The 15,135-nt window shown below is 48.3% G+C and carries 14 protein-coding genes; 2 read left to right on the top strand and 12 right to left on the bottom strand.

Features of this window, described 5'->3' with window-relative positions:
- Window positions 1–42 precede the first annotated feature (42 nt).
- The 4 genes from Q1B04_RS06970 to egtB form a co-directional block, all read right to left on the bottom strand.
- Window positions 43–1,386 carry an MATE family efflux transporter gene (locus Q1B04_RS06970; RefSeq protein ID WP_299757272.1) on the bottom strand — a complete coding sequence of 448 codons (1,344 nt, stop codon included), beginning with the start codon at window positions 1,384–1,386 and terminating at the stop codon, window positions 43–45.
- 73 nt (window positions 1,387–1,459) lie between these two features.
- Entirely contained in the window at window positions 1,460–2,578 is a 1,119-nt protein-coding gene (locus Q1B04_RS06965; protein WP_299757269.1) for an aminotransferase class I/II-fold pyridoxal phosphate-dependent enzyme, read from the bottom strand.
- Between the two features lie 43 nt (window positions 2,579–2,621).
- Complete coding sequence (gene egtD, locus Q1B04_RS06960; protein ID WP_299757267.1) at window positions 2,622–3,602, bottom strand: L-histidine N(alpha)-methyltransferase; 981 nt, start codon at window positions 3,600–3,602, stop codon at window positions 2,622–2,624.
- A gap of 31 nt (window positions 3,603–3,633) precedes the next feature.
- Complete coding sequence (gene egtB / locus Q1B04_RS06955; protein WP_299757265.1) at window positions 3,634–4,908, bottom strand: ergothioneine biosynthesis protein EgtB; 1,275 nt, start codon at window positions 4,906–4,908, stop codon at window positions 3,634–3,636.
- 220 nt (window positions 4,909–5,128) lie between these two features.
- Between egtB and Q1B04_RS06950 the strand changes: the two genes are divergently transcribed.
- A complete protein-coding gene (locus Q1B04_RS06950) occupies window positions 5,129–6,178 on the top strand; it encodes an o-succinylbenzoate synthase (RefSeq protein WP_299757262.1) in 1,050 nt (349 codons plus the stop codon).
- A gap of 36 nt (window positions 6,179–6,214) precedes the next feature.
- Here Q1B04_RS06950 and Q1B04_RS06945 read toward each other — a convergent pair whose 3' ends face one another.
- Window positions 6,215–7,999: a chloride channel protein gene (locus Q1B04_RS06945; protein WP_299757260.1), complete on the bottom strand. Its 1,785-nt coding sequence runs from the start codon at window positions 7,997–7,999 to the stop codon at window positions 6,215–6,217.
- A gap of 201 nt (window positions 8,000–8,200) precedes the next feature.
- Here Q1B04_RS06945 and Q1B04_RS06940 point away from each other — a divergent pair, with 201 nt between their 5' ends.
- Window positions 8,201–9,031 carry a metallophosphoesterase gene (locus tag Q1B04_RS06940; RefSeq protein WP_299757258.1) on the top strand — a complete coding sequence of 277 codons (831 nt, stop codon included), beginning with the start codon at window positions 8,201–8,203 and terminating at the stop codon, window positions 9,029–9,031.
- On the opposite strand, the gene mnhG is transcribed toward Q1B04_RS06940, so the two are convergent.
- The 7 genes from mnhG to mbhE form a co-directional block, all read right to left on the bottom strand.
- The gene (mnhG, locus tag Q1B04_RS06935) at window positions 8,988–9,443 is read right to left on the bottom strand and encodes a monovalent cation/H(+) antiporter subunit G (RefSeq protein ID WP_299757255.1); all 456 of its coding nucleotides are present in this window, start codon (window positions 9,441–9,443) and stop codon (window positions 8,988–8,990) included. The two genes, Q1B04_RS06940 and mnhG, sit on opposite strands and share 44 nt — an antisense overlap.
- Before the next feature lie 3 nt (window positions 9,444–9,446).
- Window positions 9,447–9,716, bottom strand: a complete 270-nt coding sequence (locus Q1B04_RS06930; RefSeq protein WP_299757253.1) for a monovalent cation/H+ antiporter complex subunit F — start codon at window positions 9,714–9,716, stop codon at window positions 9,447–9,449.
- Window positions 9,713–10,210 (bottom strand): Na+/H+ antiporter subunit E, encoded by a 498-nt coding sequence (locus Q1B04_RS06925; protein ID WP_299757251.1) that lies wholly within the window; start codon window positions 10,208–10,210, stop codon window positions 9,713–9,715. Before Q1B04_RS06925 ends, Q1B04_RS06930 begins: the two co-directional genes overlap by 4 nt.
- Before the next feature lie 9 nt (window positions 10,211–10,219).
- Entirely contained in the window at window positions 10,220–11,749 is a 1,530-nt protein-coding gene (locus Q1B04_RS06920) for a proton-conducting transporter membrane subunit (RefSeq protein WP_299757248.1), read from the bottom strand.
- A 76-nt stretch (window positions 11,750–11,825) separates the two neighbouring features.
- The gene (locus tag Q1B04_RS06915; RefSeq protein ID WP_299757245.1) at window positions 11,826–12,179 is read right to left on the bottom strand and encodes a Na+/H+ antiporter subunit C; all 354 of its coding nucleotides are present in this window, start codon (window positions 12,177–12,179) and stop codon (window positions 11,826–11,828) included.
- Between the two features lie 5 nt (window positions 12,180–12,184).
- Window positions 12,185–12,727: an MnhB domain-containing protein gene (locus tag Q1B04_RS06910; RefSeq protein ID WP_299757243.1), complete on the bottom strand. Its 543-nt coding sequence runs from the start codon at window positions 12,725–12,727 to the stop codon at window positions 12,185–12,187.
- Entirely contained in the window at window positions 12,724–15,030 is a 2,307-nt protein-coding gene (gene mbhE / locus Q1B04_RS06905) for a hydrogen gas-evolving membrane-bound hydrogenase subunit E (protein ID WP_299757241.1), read from the bottom strand. Before mbhE ends, Q1B04_RS06910 begins: the two co-directional genes overlap by 4 nt.
- Between the last annotated feature and the right edge of the window lie 105 nt (window positions 15,031–15,135).

Here is a 15,135-nt window from a genome sequence, read left to right as displayed (position 1 = left end):
AGCAACAGCAGCCAAAGTTAAAAAGTGCCACAAATTTGTACTTTACCTGAGTGTCAACAAGTTACTTAATTTCCGAAAACGGAGCGTGAGCAAAATAGCGGCTACAGAAAGCCCCGAAAGCAGACCCATCCAAATGCCACTAGCTCCAAATCCGGCTTTAAAGCACAGCATATACCCGATAGGCAAGCCAACCACCCAATATGCTAATAATGAGATAAGGCTCGGAATTCGTACATCCTCCAGGCCACGCAGTGCGCCAAGGCCTACTACCTGCACGCCATCTGAAATCTGGAACAGAGCAGCTATAATCAACAGGCTGGAAGCCAGCTGAATCACTTCCTGGTCATCAATGTAGAGCATGGGAATATGCTTGTTCAGCAGCACCATCAGCAGACCACTCCCCAACATAAAGGCTACTCCCATAATCAGGTTGCTGTACCCAGCTACACGCATAGCATTAAAGTTGCCCAAGCCTTTTTGGTTGCCCACTCTTATGGTAGCAGCGGCGGCTATACCGCTGGCCATCATGTATGTAACTGCGGCTACGTTAATGGCGATCTGGTGAGCGGCAAGTTCTTTTGCTCCCAACCACCCAATCATGATGGCAGAAAAGCTAAAAGCACCCATCTCGAAAATCATTTGCCCGGAAATAGGCAGGCCTAGCTTAAAAATGCGGTACATGTGAATAAAGGAGAGGTGGCGCAGCCGCAAGAAATGACGGTACACCCCGAAGCGTTTGGCATAGAGCACCCAAGCTGCCATAGCAATTGCCATGATTACGCGGGAGATAAGCGTTGCCCAGCCAGCACCTATTAATCCCATGGGTTCAAAACCTAATTTTCCAAAGATCAGAATATAGTTCAGCACCACATTCAGTCCGTTGGCAAGTATAGAAATGTACATCGCCTGCCTGGTAAGTGATAAGCCTTCAGCAAACTGCCTGAAAGCCTGAAACACCATAAGCGGCACCATAGACAGGAAAAGTATATTGATGTATGGAATCGCCAGCTCCACTACTTTAGGGGGCTGATCAAGTATGGTAATGTAAGGAGACAGGAAATAGCCGGCAATGAAAAGCAGAATACCCAGCAGCACGTTGGACACCAGTCCGTTAAGCAGGAGGAGTGATATCCGCGTATAGTTGTTGCGGCCATCAGCAGCTGCAATAAGAGGCGTTATACTATACGATACTCCTAAACCAAACACCAGCACAATCGTGAAGATGCTGTTGCCCAACGATGCTGCCGCAAGAGGCATTGTGCCAGTCTGACCCACCATCAAGCTATCAAACACACTAACCAGTATGTGCCCGAGTTGGCTCAACACCACTGGGTAAGCTAGGGTGAAATTTTTGGAAAAGTGGTCTTTGTAATCTGTAATCTCCATGCGGCACGTAATCTCTGAGCTATATGGCCGCAAAATTAGCGTAAATAACCGACACGCGCTTTATTAATCCACATTAGTCTGCACGTTCGGTTAAGAGCGCCAGCCCTTGCCGCAGTCGTTGCATGGCTTCTTGCAGGCGGTGAGGTTCGATGGCGAATGACATACGGACGTGGCCCGAAGCGCCAAAATTATCTCCGGGAGCGAGTTTGAGGTTATAGCAGCCGCGCAGGTATCTGCAAAGATCAGGGGTTGTCTCTAGAAGCTCGCCGGTTATACTTGTGCGGTTAAGGTAATAACTCAGATCAGGGAAAAAGTAATAGGCACCGTCAGGCAAATAATAATCTACTTGCGGAATTGCATCCAGGCCATTGCGCATAATTTCTCTGTTGGATGCGAGTATCTGCTGCATCATTGGAAGTTCCTCGTCTTGGGCTTCCAGAGCAGCCTGTGCGGCATCCTGAACAAACACGCTTACACCGGATAGCGTCGCATTCTGAAAAGCTGTGCATTTTTTAATCAGCTCCTCCGGGCCAAGTATAAATCCGAGCCGCCAGCCGGACATAGCAAACGATTTAGAGAAGCCGTTTACGACGACTGTTCTTGCCGCTTTCGCCCCTTGGCAGGAAAGGATAGAAGTAAAAGGCTTGCCGTAAGTAACATGGTCATATATTTCATCTGAAATCAAGTATAGGTTCGGGAACTGGTTTACTACGTCCAGCAAAGCCTCCAGTTCCTGTCTTGTATACATACGTCCGGTGGGGTTGCCGGGGTTGGTCAGCAGCAGGATGCGGGTTTTTTCAGATAGAGTGCTCCGCAGCATATCAGGCGTTAACTTGTAACTTTCTGCTGAGTGTGTTACTAAAGGCACAGCTTTGGCCGTAGTATACCGTAAAAGCTCATGGAACCCAAACCAGGCTGGTGTAGGCACTACCACTTCGTTACCGGGGCGCAGCAAAACCGTAAACAGGTTATAAAGGGCTTGTTTGGCACCTGGTGTAACTAATACTTGCTCTGGCCGCAGCTCTATACCTGCAGGTTCATACTTTTGGGTAACGGCGCGGCGCAAGGGGAGCGTTCCTTCCGTCGGGCCGTAAAATGTTTTATCGTGCTGCAGGGCGGCAATGGCCGCAGCCTTAGCGCTTGCCGGACTGTTAAAATAGCTGCTCCCGGCAGCTAGCGAGATTACTTCCATTTAAAATCTGCAACGGTTGATATGTACCTCAAAAGTATATGTTTTAAAGTACGCTGAAAAGCACATCTGCAAAACGTTTCTGGCTATCGTAAAATACTGTCTCAATTTTAAATCCGCACTGCTGCCCGAGCTCTCCTATCAGCGGAATACTGTATTTGTAAGAATTCTCTGTATGGATTGCCTCCCAGGCTTCGAAATGGATTGTTATATCTGCTTTGCCAATGCGTACATCCTGATCGGTTTTGCTTACGATAAAGCTGCGCATCACGCCTTCCAGCGGGTTATAGATGGCATGGTGGCAAAATTGACTCACATCAAAGTCTGCGTTAAGCTCGCGGTTGATGCGGTGCAACAGGTTAAGGTTAAATGCTGCCGTTACGCCCGCTGCATCGTTGTAGGCTTTTAAGATAGTTTCAGGATCTTTGCGCAAGTCAATGCCCATCAGCAGTTGGTCGCCGGTTTGAAGGTAGCTGCGGATGCTCCTCAGGAAGTTTATACTTTCCTCTTGCTCAAAGTTGCCGATGTTAGACCCCAGAAACAGCACTACTTTACGCTCCGACTTATTTTCCTGAAGCCACTCCAGCGCCCGAAAATATTCGCCCACTACGGCCTCAACTTTTACCTGCGGCAGCTCTTGCTGTAGGCTCTCCGAAAGCTCCTGCATCGCATCACCCGAAATGTCTACAGGCACATAATCAAAGGCGCTTTGCTGTCCTGAAAGCTCTTTTAAGAGGATCTTCGTCTTAAGCGCGTCGCCGGCACCCAAGTCGATCAAATGGAAAAAACCGCCATTAGAGAACTGCTCCGCCATGTCCTGCTTATTTTCTGTGAGTACCTCCAGTTCGCAGCGTGTCAGGTAATACTCGGGCAACTCCATAATCTGCTGAAAAAGCCTGCTGCCCGTTCCGTCATAAAAATAGCGGGAGGAAAGCGACTTCTGCTTTTGGCTTAAGCCTTTGGCCACGTCTTTGGCAAAGGCGGTTGTATCTGTAGAGCCATCCTGTTGGCGGCTTAATTCTATCATGTGTGCAAGGGTTGAGGTTAATTCCATGAGGCTATTTCTTGTTTGCCAGCCTGATACCTGTGTACTGCCAGCGCTTGTCAGGGTGAAAGAAGTTTCTGTAAGTTGTTCGGATGTGGCTTTCTGGAGTGGCGCAGGAGCCGCCCTTCAGCACCATCTGGTTAATCATAAATTTGCCGTTATACTCCCCGACAGGTCCTGGGGCTTTTGTAAAACCCGGGTAAGGATGATAAGCGCTGTAGGTCCATTCCCAAAGGTCGCCGTACATCTGCTGGAGTCCTGCTGCCGAGGGATCTGCTGCGATAGGCTCCAACTGCTCGCTTTCCACAAAATTGCCGCCCTGCGGAGGGTATACCTGTGAGGCAGCCTCCCATTCAAATTCAGTTAGCAGGCGCTTGCCAGACCAACTAGCAAACGCATCTGCTTCGTAAAAGCTCAGGTGGCAAACGGGCTCGTTCAAATTTACTTTTTGCAGGCCGTGCAAGGTAAACCGGTACCAGGTGTCACCCTGCTTCACCCAGTACAGCGGCGCCTCTAGTTTGTTCAGGTTTACCATGGCAAAGCCTTCGTCAAGCCAATGCCTGAAATCGCCGTAGCCGCCGTCGCGCATAAATTCCAAGTACTCCCCGTTGGTCACCAGGCGATTCATCACCTCAAAACCATCCAGCTGTACCTCGTGCACCCCAAGTTCATTATCAAAGCAAAAACCCTCTCCCTGGTAACCGATTTTATACTTCCCGGCTGGCACTTCTAAAAACTTAACTGGCGTTGCCTCTCTTTCAGGGTTCTGCTGCGGTGCCGGTAAATACTCCGGAAGCATTGGGTTTGTGCCCAGGATATACTTTATGTCGGTAATGAGCAGCTCCTGGTGCTGTTGCTCATGCTGCAGACCAAGTTCCAGCAATGGCCGCAACTGCTCAATCTTCTCCTCCTCAAGCTCCTGCAACAGCTTGTTTATGTTTTCGTTAACATACTTGCGGTAGGCAATCACATCACGCAGAGGTGGTCTAGTAAGTGTGCTGCGCTGGTCGCGTAACACACGGCTGCCAAGGCTATTATAGTATGAGTTAAAGAGATAAGCGTACTGCGGGTGAAAAATTTCATACCCAGGCAAGTTGGGCGCAAGTATAAGCGTTTCGAAAAACCAGCTGGTATGGGCCATGTGCCATTTAGGAGGACTCACATCCACGATAGGCTGCACCACGGTATCTTCAGGCTCCAGCGGACTGCAAATACGCTCGGTACGCTGCCTGATTTTGTTGAAATGCTCCAGAAGAACCTGGCTGGCGGAGGCAGTAAGTATAGTCATAATTGGTAAGTGTTAGGGCTAATGTAATGTATGGAATGGACTAGAGAAACAGCCGCTGCATACCAAAATTCTACGTTTTTTATTTATAACCAGAAACACGGCTGCTAAGTTTAGCTTCGTGATGGCGCATCTGGTTCAGTAAAATCGCGGCACTTTGTTCTTCCTCTACGACAAATCCAGTGTTTATGGTTTATATTGCTTCTTCTAACCATCGGAAATTATGAGTCTGCAGCTTAGCTATACGCCCCATACCCTAAAGTTCAGGTTTGATGCCCGCACCTCACGCGGCGCTATCAAAGAGCATAAGGTTTACATCATCAAAATGTGGGATACACAACATCCTGAGATTTCCGGGCTTGGGGAATGTGCGCCTTTGGCAGGTTTAAGTATAGACTTCAGGCCAGATTTAGAGCAGAAGCTTCAGCAGATAATCACGGACATCAACCACGCGCAAGTAACTCTGGAGGCAGCGGAGGAGCTGTCGCAGGTGCTTGAACTTGAAAAGTGGCCTTCCATTAAGTTTGCACTAGAGACCGCCTTGTTGGATCTGAAGCAAGATGGCAGCGGCATTATCTATCATAATGAGTTTAGCCGGGGCAACAAAGGCATACCGATCAATGGTTTGGTTTGGATGGGCGACAGAACCTTTATGCAGGAGCAGATAGCGCAGAAGCTGAAGGATGGTTACACTTGTCTGAAGCTGAAAATCGGTAGCCTGGATTTTACAACAGAACTGGAGCTGCTGCAAAGTATACGAGAGGTGGCGGGTGCCGATAAATTAACGGTGCGCGTGGATGCCAATGGCGCATTTGCTCCGCAGGAAGCTTATAAAAAGCTGGAGCGGCTGGCTAAGTATGAGCTTCACTCCATTGAGCAGCCCATAAAGCAGGGGCAGCTACAGGAAATGGCGCAGCTTTGCGCGTATACACCGGTGCCTATTGCCCTGGATGAAGAACTGATCGGGGTGCAGGAGCCGCAGGCAAAAACATTGCTCCTTGAAAGTATAAAGCCACAGTACATCATCCTGAAGCCAACATTAGTAGGCGGTCTAGCCGCCAGCGCCGACTGGATAAGTATGGCAGCCGAACGCGGCATTGGCTGGTGGATGACCTCGGCTTTAGAGTCCAACATCGGTCTGAACGCTATCAGCCAGTTTACTGCTCAATATGACGTCCAGCTTCCGCATGGGTTGGGAACAGGCCAGCTTTACCACAACAACATTCCGTCGCCGTTACAGATCAGGCAAGGTGTGCTTTGGCGAGATGTATAGTTAAGTTATAATTCAAACTTTAAATTAAAAGTATGTTTAGCTTACGTTAGTAGTCTTGATAAGAAGCTTACGGTATTTAGTGAAGATGCTGGATTTGGACACAAAGCCGAGGTAGGTGTCAGCATGAAGCACAGGCAGGTTCCAGGCGCCCGACTCATCAAATTTCTTCATGACGTCGGCCATGCTGTCGTCGTACTGCACGATGGCTGGTGGTTTAATCATTAGCTCCTTTACCTTCACTTTGTCATACTTCTCCGTCTTGAACATGATCTCGCGCACGTTCTCCAGTAGTATAACTCCCGCTAGCTTGCCGTCAGCTGTTACTACCGGAAACAGGTTGCGGCGCGAATGGGCTATCACCTCCACAAACTCGCCTAGCGTAGCATCAGGCGAAACCTGCTGGAACTCTGTCTCGATAAGGTGCCGGATTTTCATGATGCGCAGGATAGTGCGGTCTTTATTGTGCGTCAGGAGCTGGCCTTTTTGTGCTAGCTTTTTAGTATCCAGCGAATAAGGCTCAAAGTATTTAACCAGTGCAAAAGAGCTGGCCGCCACAATCATCAGCGGGATCATCAAAGTATAACCTCCGGTAATCTCCGCAATCAGGAAAACTGCCGTAAGCGGCGCGTGCATCACTCCGCTCAATATACCGGCCATGCCCACCATCGAGAAGCTGCTGGTTGGCAAATTACTGATGTTTAACATGTTGATGATGCGGGAGAAAAAGAAGCCAGTGCTCGCGCCCACAAACATGGAAGGAGCAAAGTTGCCTCCGTTTCCGCCAGAGGCAATGGTTATAGTGGTGGCAAAAACCTTAACCAGCGCCAGCGCACCCACAAAGCAAAGTATAAGCCACTCGTTGGTGCCGAAAAAAGCAAGCCAGCTGTCCTGCAGCAGCAGCTGTGCCTGGTTCCGCTCCAGCAGCCTTATGCTATCATACCCTTCGCCGAACAGCGGGGGGAACAGCATGATGAGTAAACCAAGTATGGCACCGCCTAAAATAGCGCGTTTAAAAACCGTAGTCTGGTACTCTTCGAAAAGCTCCTCAACCCGCAGCGCCATCCGGGTGTAGTAGACGGAGATCATGCCGCATAGTATACCCAGCAGCACGTAAAATGGCACATGCCCTGCCGCAAAAAACTCCTGTTGACTAATGTTAAACAGAATATCCTCCTCTAAAATGATTTTAGAGCTAAGCGCACCAACCACAGCTGATATAATAAGCGGAATAAAAGCTGAGATACTAATGTCTGTGAGAAGCACCTCGATGGCAAAAAGCACACCGGCAATGGGTGCGTTAAACACGGCGGCTATACCGGCGGCGGCGCCTGATGCCAACAGCAAAGTGCGGTCGCGGTAGTTGAGGTGGTACTCGCGGCCATAGTTGGAGCCTATGGCAGAGCCCGTGACCACAATCGGGGACTCCAGACCGGCAGAGCCGCCAAAGCCTGCGGTGATAGCACTCGTAAGCACATGCGAGAACATTTTGTGCCGCTCTACCAAACTGGATTTTTGCGAGATATTGAAAAGTATATTGGCTGTGCCCCGCCCGATGCTGCCTTTAAAGAAAACCTTAACAATTAGAACGGTAAGCAAAATGCCGATCAGAGGAAAAACAACGAGCCAATAAGGCTGGTCTAACAGGCGGTTGCCATAAGCCAGCAGCGCCTGTATGTAATGTACCAGCGACTTAAGTATAACGGCTGCCACCCCGGCAGTTAGCCCCACCAGTACGCTTGAGATGAGCATGAACTCTCTATCTGAAGTATGGCGGCGAAGCCAAAGCAGCGGAATTTTTATTTTCTTGTAAGAAGACGGCATTATAGGTGGTAAGCCAGAAGGTTTTTTTAGTATATTCCTACAAAATTAGAAAGACCATCGCCCAAGGCCAATCTTTTTTTGCACTCTTTTAACCGATGCGGTGCTTAAAAATGTTTGTCCGTAGCCTAACCTGAACCCATGTTTCGCTGTTAATATATAGGCAGCACATTGTTTGCGCAATTTTTAAACCGATTTTGATGTATGGGTGAAAAGGTAAATCATACTTTTTTTAATCTTGAGCTTCCGGAAGAACATGGCCCTTTTCATGTGATAGGGGATGTACATGGATGCTTTAACGAGCTGCTGGAGTTACTTGAATGCCTGGGATATGATGTCCGGTTTGATAAGGAAAGTAGCAAGTATGATGTTGTGCCGCCAGATGGGGCAAAGGTTATTTTTGTTGGTGATTTAGTTGACCGAGGCCCAAACTCGCCGGAGGTGCTGCGACTGGTGATGGATATGGCAGAGGCGGGACTCGCTTACTGCGTGAGCGGCAACCACGACGATAAGCTGCTGCGCATGCTGCTTGGTCGCAACGTGCAGGTGCGCCACGGGCTGGAACTTACCAAGGCGCAGTTGGAGCCTTACGACGCTGTTTTCCGGGAACGCGTAAAGCATTTTCTTAGTAACCTGCCGCACCACATTATACTGGATGAAGGCAGGTTGGTAGTGGCACACGCCGGGCTGGAGGAAAGGCTGCATGGGCACAACACCAAAGGCGTTAGAGAGCTTTGCCTGTATGGCCCCACATCCGGCGAAACGGATAATAAAGGCTTGCCCATACGTTTAGACTGGGCTGCCGAATATTGCGGAAAAGCTGTAGTGATTTACGGCCACACTCCGGTGCACGAACCAAGTTGGCGAAACAACACCATCAACATCGATACAGGTTGTGTGTTTGGAGGAACCCTTACGGCACTGACTTATCCTGAGCACAAGCTTACTTCAGTAGAATCCTATCAAACGTATGCAGAGTCTGTAAGGCCTTTTATCCGTTATCAGCATCATCACCACCACCCATCTCCATCCTGATATCTTCTTTTATATCTTCGGTATACTTGTCGTGGTTAATAGGCTGCTCCAGGTGTTCTTTGGTAATATAATCCTCAAATTCTTTTAAATTGGTTTTCGGCCAAAATGAAATTCTGTTCTGGACTGCCGTTCTGCCTATAACGTGGGCTGCCACTGGCGCCGTAATGGAAGTAAACCCGATAATAGCCAGCACTTTAAGCATTACCCCCGGCTGGTTGAAGTATACTCCCATACCTAGCAATATTAACCCTAACCCCAAAGTGGCCCCTTTGGTAATGGCAGACATGCGTATGTAAAAATCCGGGAAACGCAGCAGGCCAATTGAGGCAATCAGCATAAAAATTACGCCTGTAAGTATAAACACGCAGCTTATTATCTCTTTTACTAATACCCAATCTATAGTGCCTGCCATACTCTATTTGGTGATTTTCATAATATAATAGGCGAAGGAAATAGATCCTAAGAACCCAAAAAGCGAAAGGACCATAGCCACGTCTATAAAGTCTTCGTTATCAGTCAGCTCCGTGTAGATGATGATGATGCCTATAATATTCGCTACGAATAGATCAAATGCCGTTATGCGGTCTGGTAGCGTGGGGCCAATGGCAAAGCGTATGGCGTTCAGCAACAGGCATATACTTAGCATTATCATAGAGATAATCAGTGTGACATGTAAAATACTCATGCTGTCAGTTCTAAAATTCTGCGTTCAAACCCATCCTTTATACTTCGTTTCAGCTGTTCAACATCCCCATGCTTTACATAGAGCGTATGCACGTACAAAACGGACCGATCCTCACTTATATCTATACTTAACGTGCCGGGTGTGAGGCTGATAATGTTGGCCAGTAAGGAGATCTCCAAATCTGTTTTGGCATTAAGCGGCAAGGCAAGTAAAGTAGGCTGCATTCTGTAATGCGGGGTTACAATGTCATAAGCTATTTTCAGGTTTGCTACAAAAAGCTCCTTCAAAAAGTAAAGTAAAAAGTAGAAAAGCTTGGGCAGCTTACGATAATAAGACCTGTTGTAAAACTTTGAGCTGACCCAGAGAAAAATGATGAGGAGCAGGAAAAGCAGCGCAGTGCTCAAAGCTGTATAAGGTATCAATGCCCCAGGCTGTCGGAAATAGGCGTAAATTAAGGCGCCTGCCACTACGATATGTATTAAAAGTAACTTCATCTGGGCTTTCTATTTGCGCGTGTTGTTATTAGTTAATACTGTCTCTGTATAGTTTTCGATGTGCAGGAGCCCATTTGCCGCCCGCTCAGACAGCTGAACAAGCGGCCTAGCGCACACTCCTATAAACAAGATGAACACAAGCAATAGTATAACTGGCAGGTAGAGCTGCCGAAGGCGAAAGAGGTTAACAGGAGCACGAGTCAATTTTTTTTCAAGTGACTGCGCTTTGGGCTTCCAGAAAACCTCATTCCAGATCTTGGTCATGGAGAAAAGTGTGACAAGGCTGACGCAGAGCGAAGTAGCCACCAGAATATAGTTTCCGGCTGTTAAACCGGCTTTCGCCAGCATCAGCTTCCCCCAGAAACCAGATAGAGGAGGGGTGCCCGCCAAACTTAACGCCGATACCAAAAACAGTAGGGCAAGTATGGGTTGCTCTAAGTATACATCACCCAGCTTTTTAAGTGAGAAGGTACGGTAACGCTCTGCCACCACACCACTGATCAGGAACAGGTTGGTTTTTACCAGGATGTTGTGCACGATAAAGAAAATACTTCCTGCTATGGCCAGCGGCGTATAAATGGCCAGCCCCATCAGCATATACCCGATCTGGCTGATGATGTGGAAAGAAAGAATTTTTTTAAAATCAGTTTGGGCAGCAGCTCCAATCACTCCCACCAGCATGGTAAGCCCGGAAAGTATAGCGAGTAACGGTAGTAAGAAGCCAAGGTCGCTGACGAAAATGAGCGTGAACAGCCTGATAAAAGTATAGATTCCTACTTTGGTTATTAGGCCTGCAATAAACGCTGAGATGGCAATAGGAGGAGTATGATAAGAGGCTGGCAACCAGAAGAACAGCGGGAAAATAGCGGATTTCACACCAAAGCCTACCAGAAAAAAAATGCTTGCCATGCTTAGCAGCGGCAGGTTTGGGTGAGTTGGCTGCCTTACAAGCACTGCCAGTTCGGCCAGGTTAAGGGAGCCAAAAAGGCTATACACAACCCCGACACCAGTAAGCAGTAAACCAGACGCCAGAAAATTGATTGTGACATATTTCAAGGTACCCTCCAGTTGCCCTTTGGTACTGCCCAGGCTCAAAAGGGCAAAGCAGCAGATCAGAAGCACCTCAAACCATACATATAAGTTAAACAGATCGCCGGTAAGGCAAACGCCACTCACGCCCATCTGCAGCAGCAACAGCAGCGGATAATACCCGAAACGCCGACGTGTAACATCCAATCCTTGCAGCGAGAAAAGATAAACTGCCAAGCCGATAACCGCCCCAGCCAGCAACAGCAGCGCACTAAAAACATCTGCTACAAGCGTAATGCCGTAAGGTGCTGGCCAATTCCCGATTTGGGTTGAAACCACATCCTGCACCCACACCCGTTGCAACAGGAAAGCGGAACCAGCAAGCCACGCCACCTGCGCCAAACCTGCCATTGCCGCCTGCCACTTCTCCTTCTGCCAAAACATAAGGCAAAGCAAAGCGCCGTAAAGCGGAATAAGCAAAGGTAGTAACAGCAGTAGATCTGATGGCATAAGGTTTAGTAGAAGGGTAAGTGCTTTAAGGTAAACGCGTTGGTTTAAATGATAGATGCCTGGAGGTGTTATGAGGCTAATGTGCCTCATTTTCTTTCCTGAGTTCGTCCAGGTTGTTCGACTTGAAAGTTTGATAGACACGCCGGATCAGGACGATAGCAAAAGCCTGAATGCCAAAACCTATCACTATGGCAGTGAGCAAAAGAGCCTGCGGAACTGGATCTGCGTAAGGTTCGACGGCTACTTTTTCATGTTTGTTTATGATAGCAGTGCCTCCTCTTGTAAGGCCGCCAACAACAAAAAGAAACAGGTTAGTAGCCAGCCCGAAAAGTATCAGCCCAAGTATAACCTTGAACAGGTGCCTGTGCAGTATAAAGTACAGGCCTGCAGCAAAGAGAGAGCCTACCATAAGCGGAAGTAGTGTTTCCATACGTGTTATTCTTTAGACATTGTAAACACCAGTTTCAAGACCATACCCAATACCAGCAGGTAAACACCGGTGTCAAACAAGATGGGTGTGCCAATCGCCCCGATGATTGGTATTTCACCCTCCATCCACCAAGCGGCCATAAACGACTGCCCACGCAGCAGGCCAACCACACCGCTCGTTACAGCTATAAAAAGGCCCGTGGCCATCATATATGCCGGGCGCACACGCAGTATATAAAACTGCCAACTAGCTGACTTAAAAGGTTGTATGCGCTTCCAGGTATTGGCTCCCACCAGATCCCAGACATACTTGGTGCGGCTATGGTTTTCCTGCCTGTTCTGATGAAAAACTGTTAGTTGAAAGTAAGTGTTAACCGTACGCTCCGAGCCATGCGCCAGCACATGAAACACAAAGGCAATTGAGCCGATGAGGCCGCCAATAAAGCCGCCGCCGGGGTGGTTATGGCCTCTGAAAAGTATGTAAACTGAAAACAACAGGAAAACCGGCGTCAGGTAGCGAATGGCTGTAGCAAAAATGATAGTTCTCATGGTTTACCTCCTTTCTCTGGATTTAGGCGAAGCAGTGAAAAAATACCCAGCGCGGCCACTGCCAGTACAGTTATCTCTCCCAAAGTATCTAGCCCCCTGAAATCAACCAGAATAACGTTTACAATGTTGCGCCCATGAGCTTCCATATAACTCATCTTTCCATAATATTTTTTCAGTTCTGAAGGGATAGCCTGCTGCTGCACCAGCAGCATAACATAAGTCATCAAGGAGCCAAATAATACAGAAATAGCGATGAATTTATACTTTTTAAACTGATGAGAGAGGTACGTAAAAGCGGGCAGCTTATGCAGGAGCAGCACAAAAATTACTACGGTAAGCGTTTCGATCAAGAACTGTGTGATGGCTACATCCGGAGCTCCGAAAAGAATATAGAACAGCGCCGCTGAATAGCCGATTAAGCCCATGACCACAATAGATGTGAGCCTAGACCGTGTGCCCAGCAAGTATACCAAAGCCGCTATCACCAGAAACAGCACCACCAACTCATAAAGCCTCACCTCCTGCAGCTGGTAAATGCGGTCTGTAATATTAATGCCGGGGGTGTCTCGCTGGAGGGTAAAGAGCAGCAGTCCGCAGAAAAATAACATGATGTACATAACATAACTGCGGAGGTAGCCATCCTGAAGCCAAAGTATAAATGCTTTTGCTTTTACCAGAAACTGCTCAAACAGCTTATGGTAAACAGCGTTTGGGCCATACTTATAAACTGGCTGTAGTGCAGTTACGCGGGTGTGAATAGCCGGTAAAAATGAATAGACTAACATTCCGGCTATGATTGTAAGTACACTCAGCCCCAGTACTGGCGTAAACCCATGCCAGAGACTCAGCTTCAGTTTGGCTGTCTCGTCGGCTAGAACTGCTCTGGCACCCTGCTGCAGAAGCGGCGACGGAACAGAACTAACCAGTACGCCAAGCAGCAAGCCAATACCGGCCAGCACCAAAGGAGGGAAGTATAACTTGAAGCCGGCTTTGTGCTGCAGTTGGGTTTTATCAGTCGCTTTTCGCCAAAATACCCTAAAGCCTATAATAATAGCCACTGCCACAAAAGCAACACCCGCTATAAAATTTACGGCCAGCAAAAGCAGGCTCTCCAGTGTAGACTCATACAGCAGCTCTTTGCCTACAAAGCCGATAAAGGGAAAAACTCCGGCCATGGATAGCGCCGCCAGCGAAGCAGCCCATCCGTTATACTTCATACCAGGGCCTAAATGATGCAGCTTCTGCAAATCCCGGGTGCCAGTGGAGTGGTCAATGCAGCCGGTTACCAGAAACAGGGTGCCTTTGTAAAGAGCGTGAGCCAGTAAAAAAACGAGCATAGCTTTAACGGCATACTCAGAGCCAAGGCCGAGCATGGTTACCAGCAGCCCAAGCGCACTGATGGTTGTGTAGGCAAGTATGGCTTTCAGATCCGTGTGCTGCAGCGCCAGCACGGCACCAAGTACTGCCGTAATACCTCCCGCTGCCATCAAAGCATAGTGCCATACATCAGGGCCTGCCAGAACCGGATTCAAACGGGCCAGTAAGTATATGCCTGCCTTCACCATTGTGGCAGAGTGGAGATAAGCGCTGACAGGCGTGGGAGCTGCCATGGCGTTGGGTAACCAGAAATGGAACGGAAACTGCGCAGACTTGGTAAAACAGCCAACAAGTACAAGTATAACAGCCGGAAGGTAAAATATATGCTGCTGCACCAACTGCCGTTGCTCCGTAAGTCCGCTGAAAGTATAGCTATCCGCTGAAATACTGATCAGAATAAGGCCAGCCATCAAAGCCAGACCACCCAAGCCTGTAACCAGCAAAGCCTGCCAGGCAGCTGTTCGCGCGTTTTTGTCTGCCTGCTTAAAACCGATAAGCAAGTAAGAACTGATACTGGTTAGTTCCCATGATATGAACAGGCAAAATATGTTATCTGAAGTTACCAAACCCAACATGGCGGTCATAAAAAGAGTTAGGTAAAGGTAAAAACGACCCAGCAGCCTGTCGTTGTGCAGATAGCCACTCGCGTATAACATCACCAGGGCACCAAAAAAGGAAATCAGCAGGGCGAACAACAAACTCAGGCCATCCATCCTGAACTGCAGGTTAATACCTAACTCCGGCACCCAACTATACTGTTCTACCAGGTTTTGGCCCTGCAGCACCTGCGGCAGAAATGTACAATAATATACAAACAGCAGCAGCGCAATCAGGACCATTGGCACTACCACACGCCGGCCTATTGCCCGGAACAGAAGCGGGGCAGCCGCGGCGGCTAAAATACCTATAAGGAGCGCATAGAACATGAAAATTTGGTTTTTATATATAAATTATGAATGTTGGCGTATGTATAGTATGAGTACTTATAAGTTAGCGCCATAGTTGCTCCGGCAAATGACTGGTGCTGGTTT

This window comes from uncultured Pontibacter sp., assembly GCF_947495565.1.
In the GTDB taxonomy this organism is placed as follows: Bacteria; Bacteroidota; Bacteroidia; order Cytophagales; family Hymenobacteraceae; genus Pontibacter.
Note: the sequence above shows the minus strand (reverse complement) of the source record. Positions and strands in the feature narration are given on the sequence as shown.

Excerpts from the sequence above, each read along its gene's own strand:
- Q1B04_RS06970 (WP_299757272.1), bottom strand. The coding sequence starts at position 1,386 with ATGGAGATTACAGATTACAAAGACCACTTTTCCAAAAATTTCACCCTA.
- Q1B04_RS06965 (WP_299757269.1), bottom strand. The coding sequence starts at position 2,578 with ATGGAAGTAATCTCGCTAGCTGCCGGGAGCAGCTATTTTAACAGTCCG.
- egtD (WP_299757267.1), bottom strand. The coding sequence starts at position 3,602 with ATGATAGAATTAAGCCGCCAACAGGATGGCTCTACAGATACAACCGCC.
- egtB (WP_299757265.1), bottom strand. The coding sequence starts at position 4,908 with ATGACTATACTTACTGCCTCCGCCAGCCAGGTTCTTCTGGAGCATTTC.
- Q1B04_RS06950 (WP_299757262.1), top strand. The coding sequence starts at position 5,129 with ATGAGTCTGCAGCTTAGCTATACGCCCCATACCCTAAAGTTCAGGTTT.
- Q1B04_RS06945 (WP_299757260.1), bottom strand. The coding sequence starts at position 7,999 with ATGCCGTCTTCTTACAAGAAAATAAAAATTCCGCTGCTTTGGCTTCGC.
- Q1B04_RS06940 (WP_299757258.1), top strand. The coding sequence starts at position 8,201 with ATGGGTGAAAAGGTAAATCATACTTTTTTTAATCTTGAGCTTCCGGAA.
- mnhG (WP_299757255.1), bottom strand. The coding sequence starts at position 9,443 with ATGGCAGGCACTATAGATTGGGTATTAGTAAAAGAGATAATAAGCTGC.
- Q1B04_RS06930 (WP_299757253.1), bottom strand. The coding sequence starts at position 9,716 with ATGAGTATTTTACATGTCACACTGATTATCTCTATGATAATGCTAAGT.
- Q1B04_RS06925 (WP_299757251.1), bottom strand. The coding sequence starts at position 10,210 with ATGAAGTTACTTTTAATACATATCGTAGTGGCAGGCGCCTTAATTTAC.
- Q1B04_RS06920 (WP_299757248.1), bottom strand. The coding sequence starts at position 11,749 with ATGCCATCAGATCTACTGCTGTTACTACCTTTGCTTATTCCGCTTTAC.
- Q1B04_RS06915 (WP_299757245.1), bottom strand. The coding sequence starts at position 12,179 with ATGGAAACACTACTTCCGCTTATGGTAGGCTCTCTCTTTGCTGCAGGC.
- Q1B04_RS06910 (WP_299757243.1), bottom strand. The coding sequence starts at position 12,727 with ATGAGAACTATCATTTTTGCTACAGCCATTCGCTACCTGACGCCGGTT.
- mbhE (WP_299757241.1), bottom strand. The coding sequence starts at position 15,030 with ATGTTCTATGCGCTCCTTATAGGTATTTTAGCCGCCGCGGCTGCCCCG.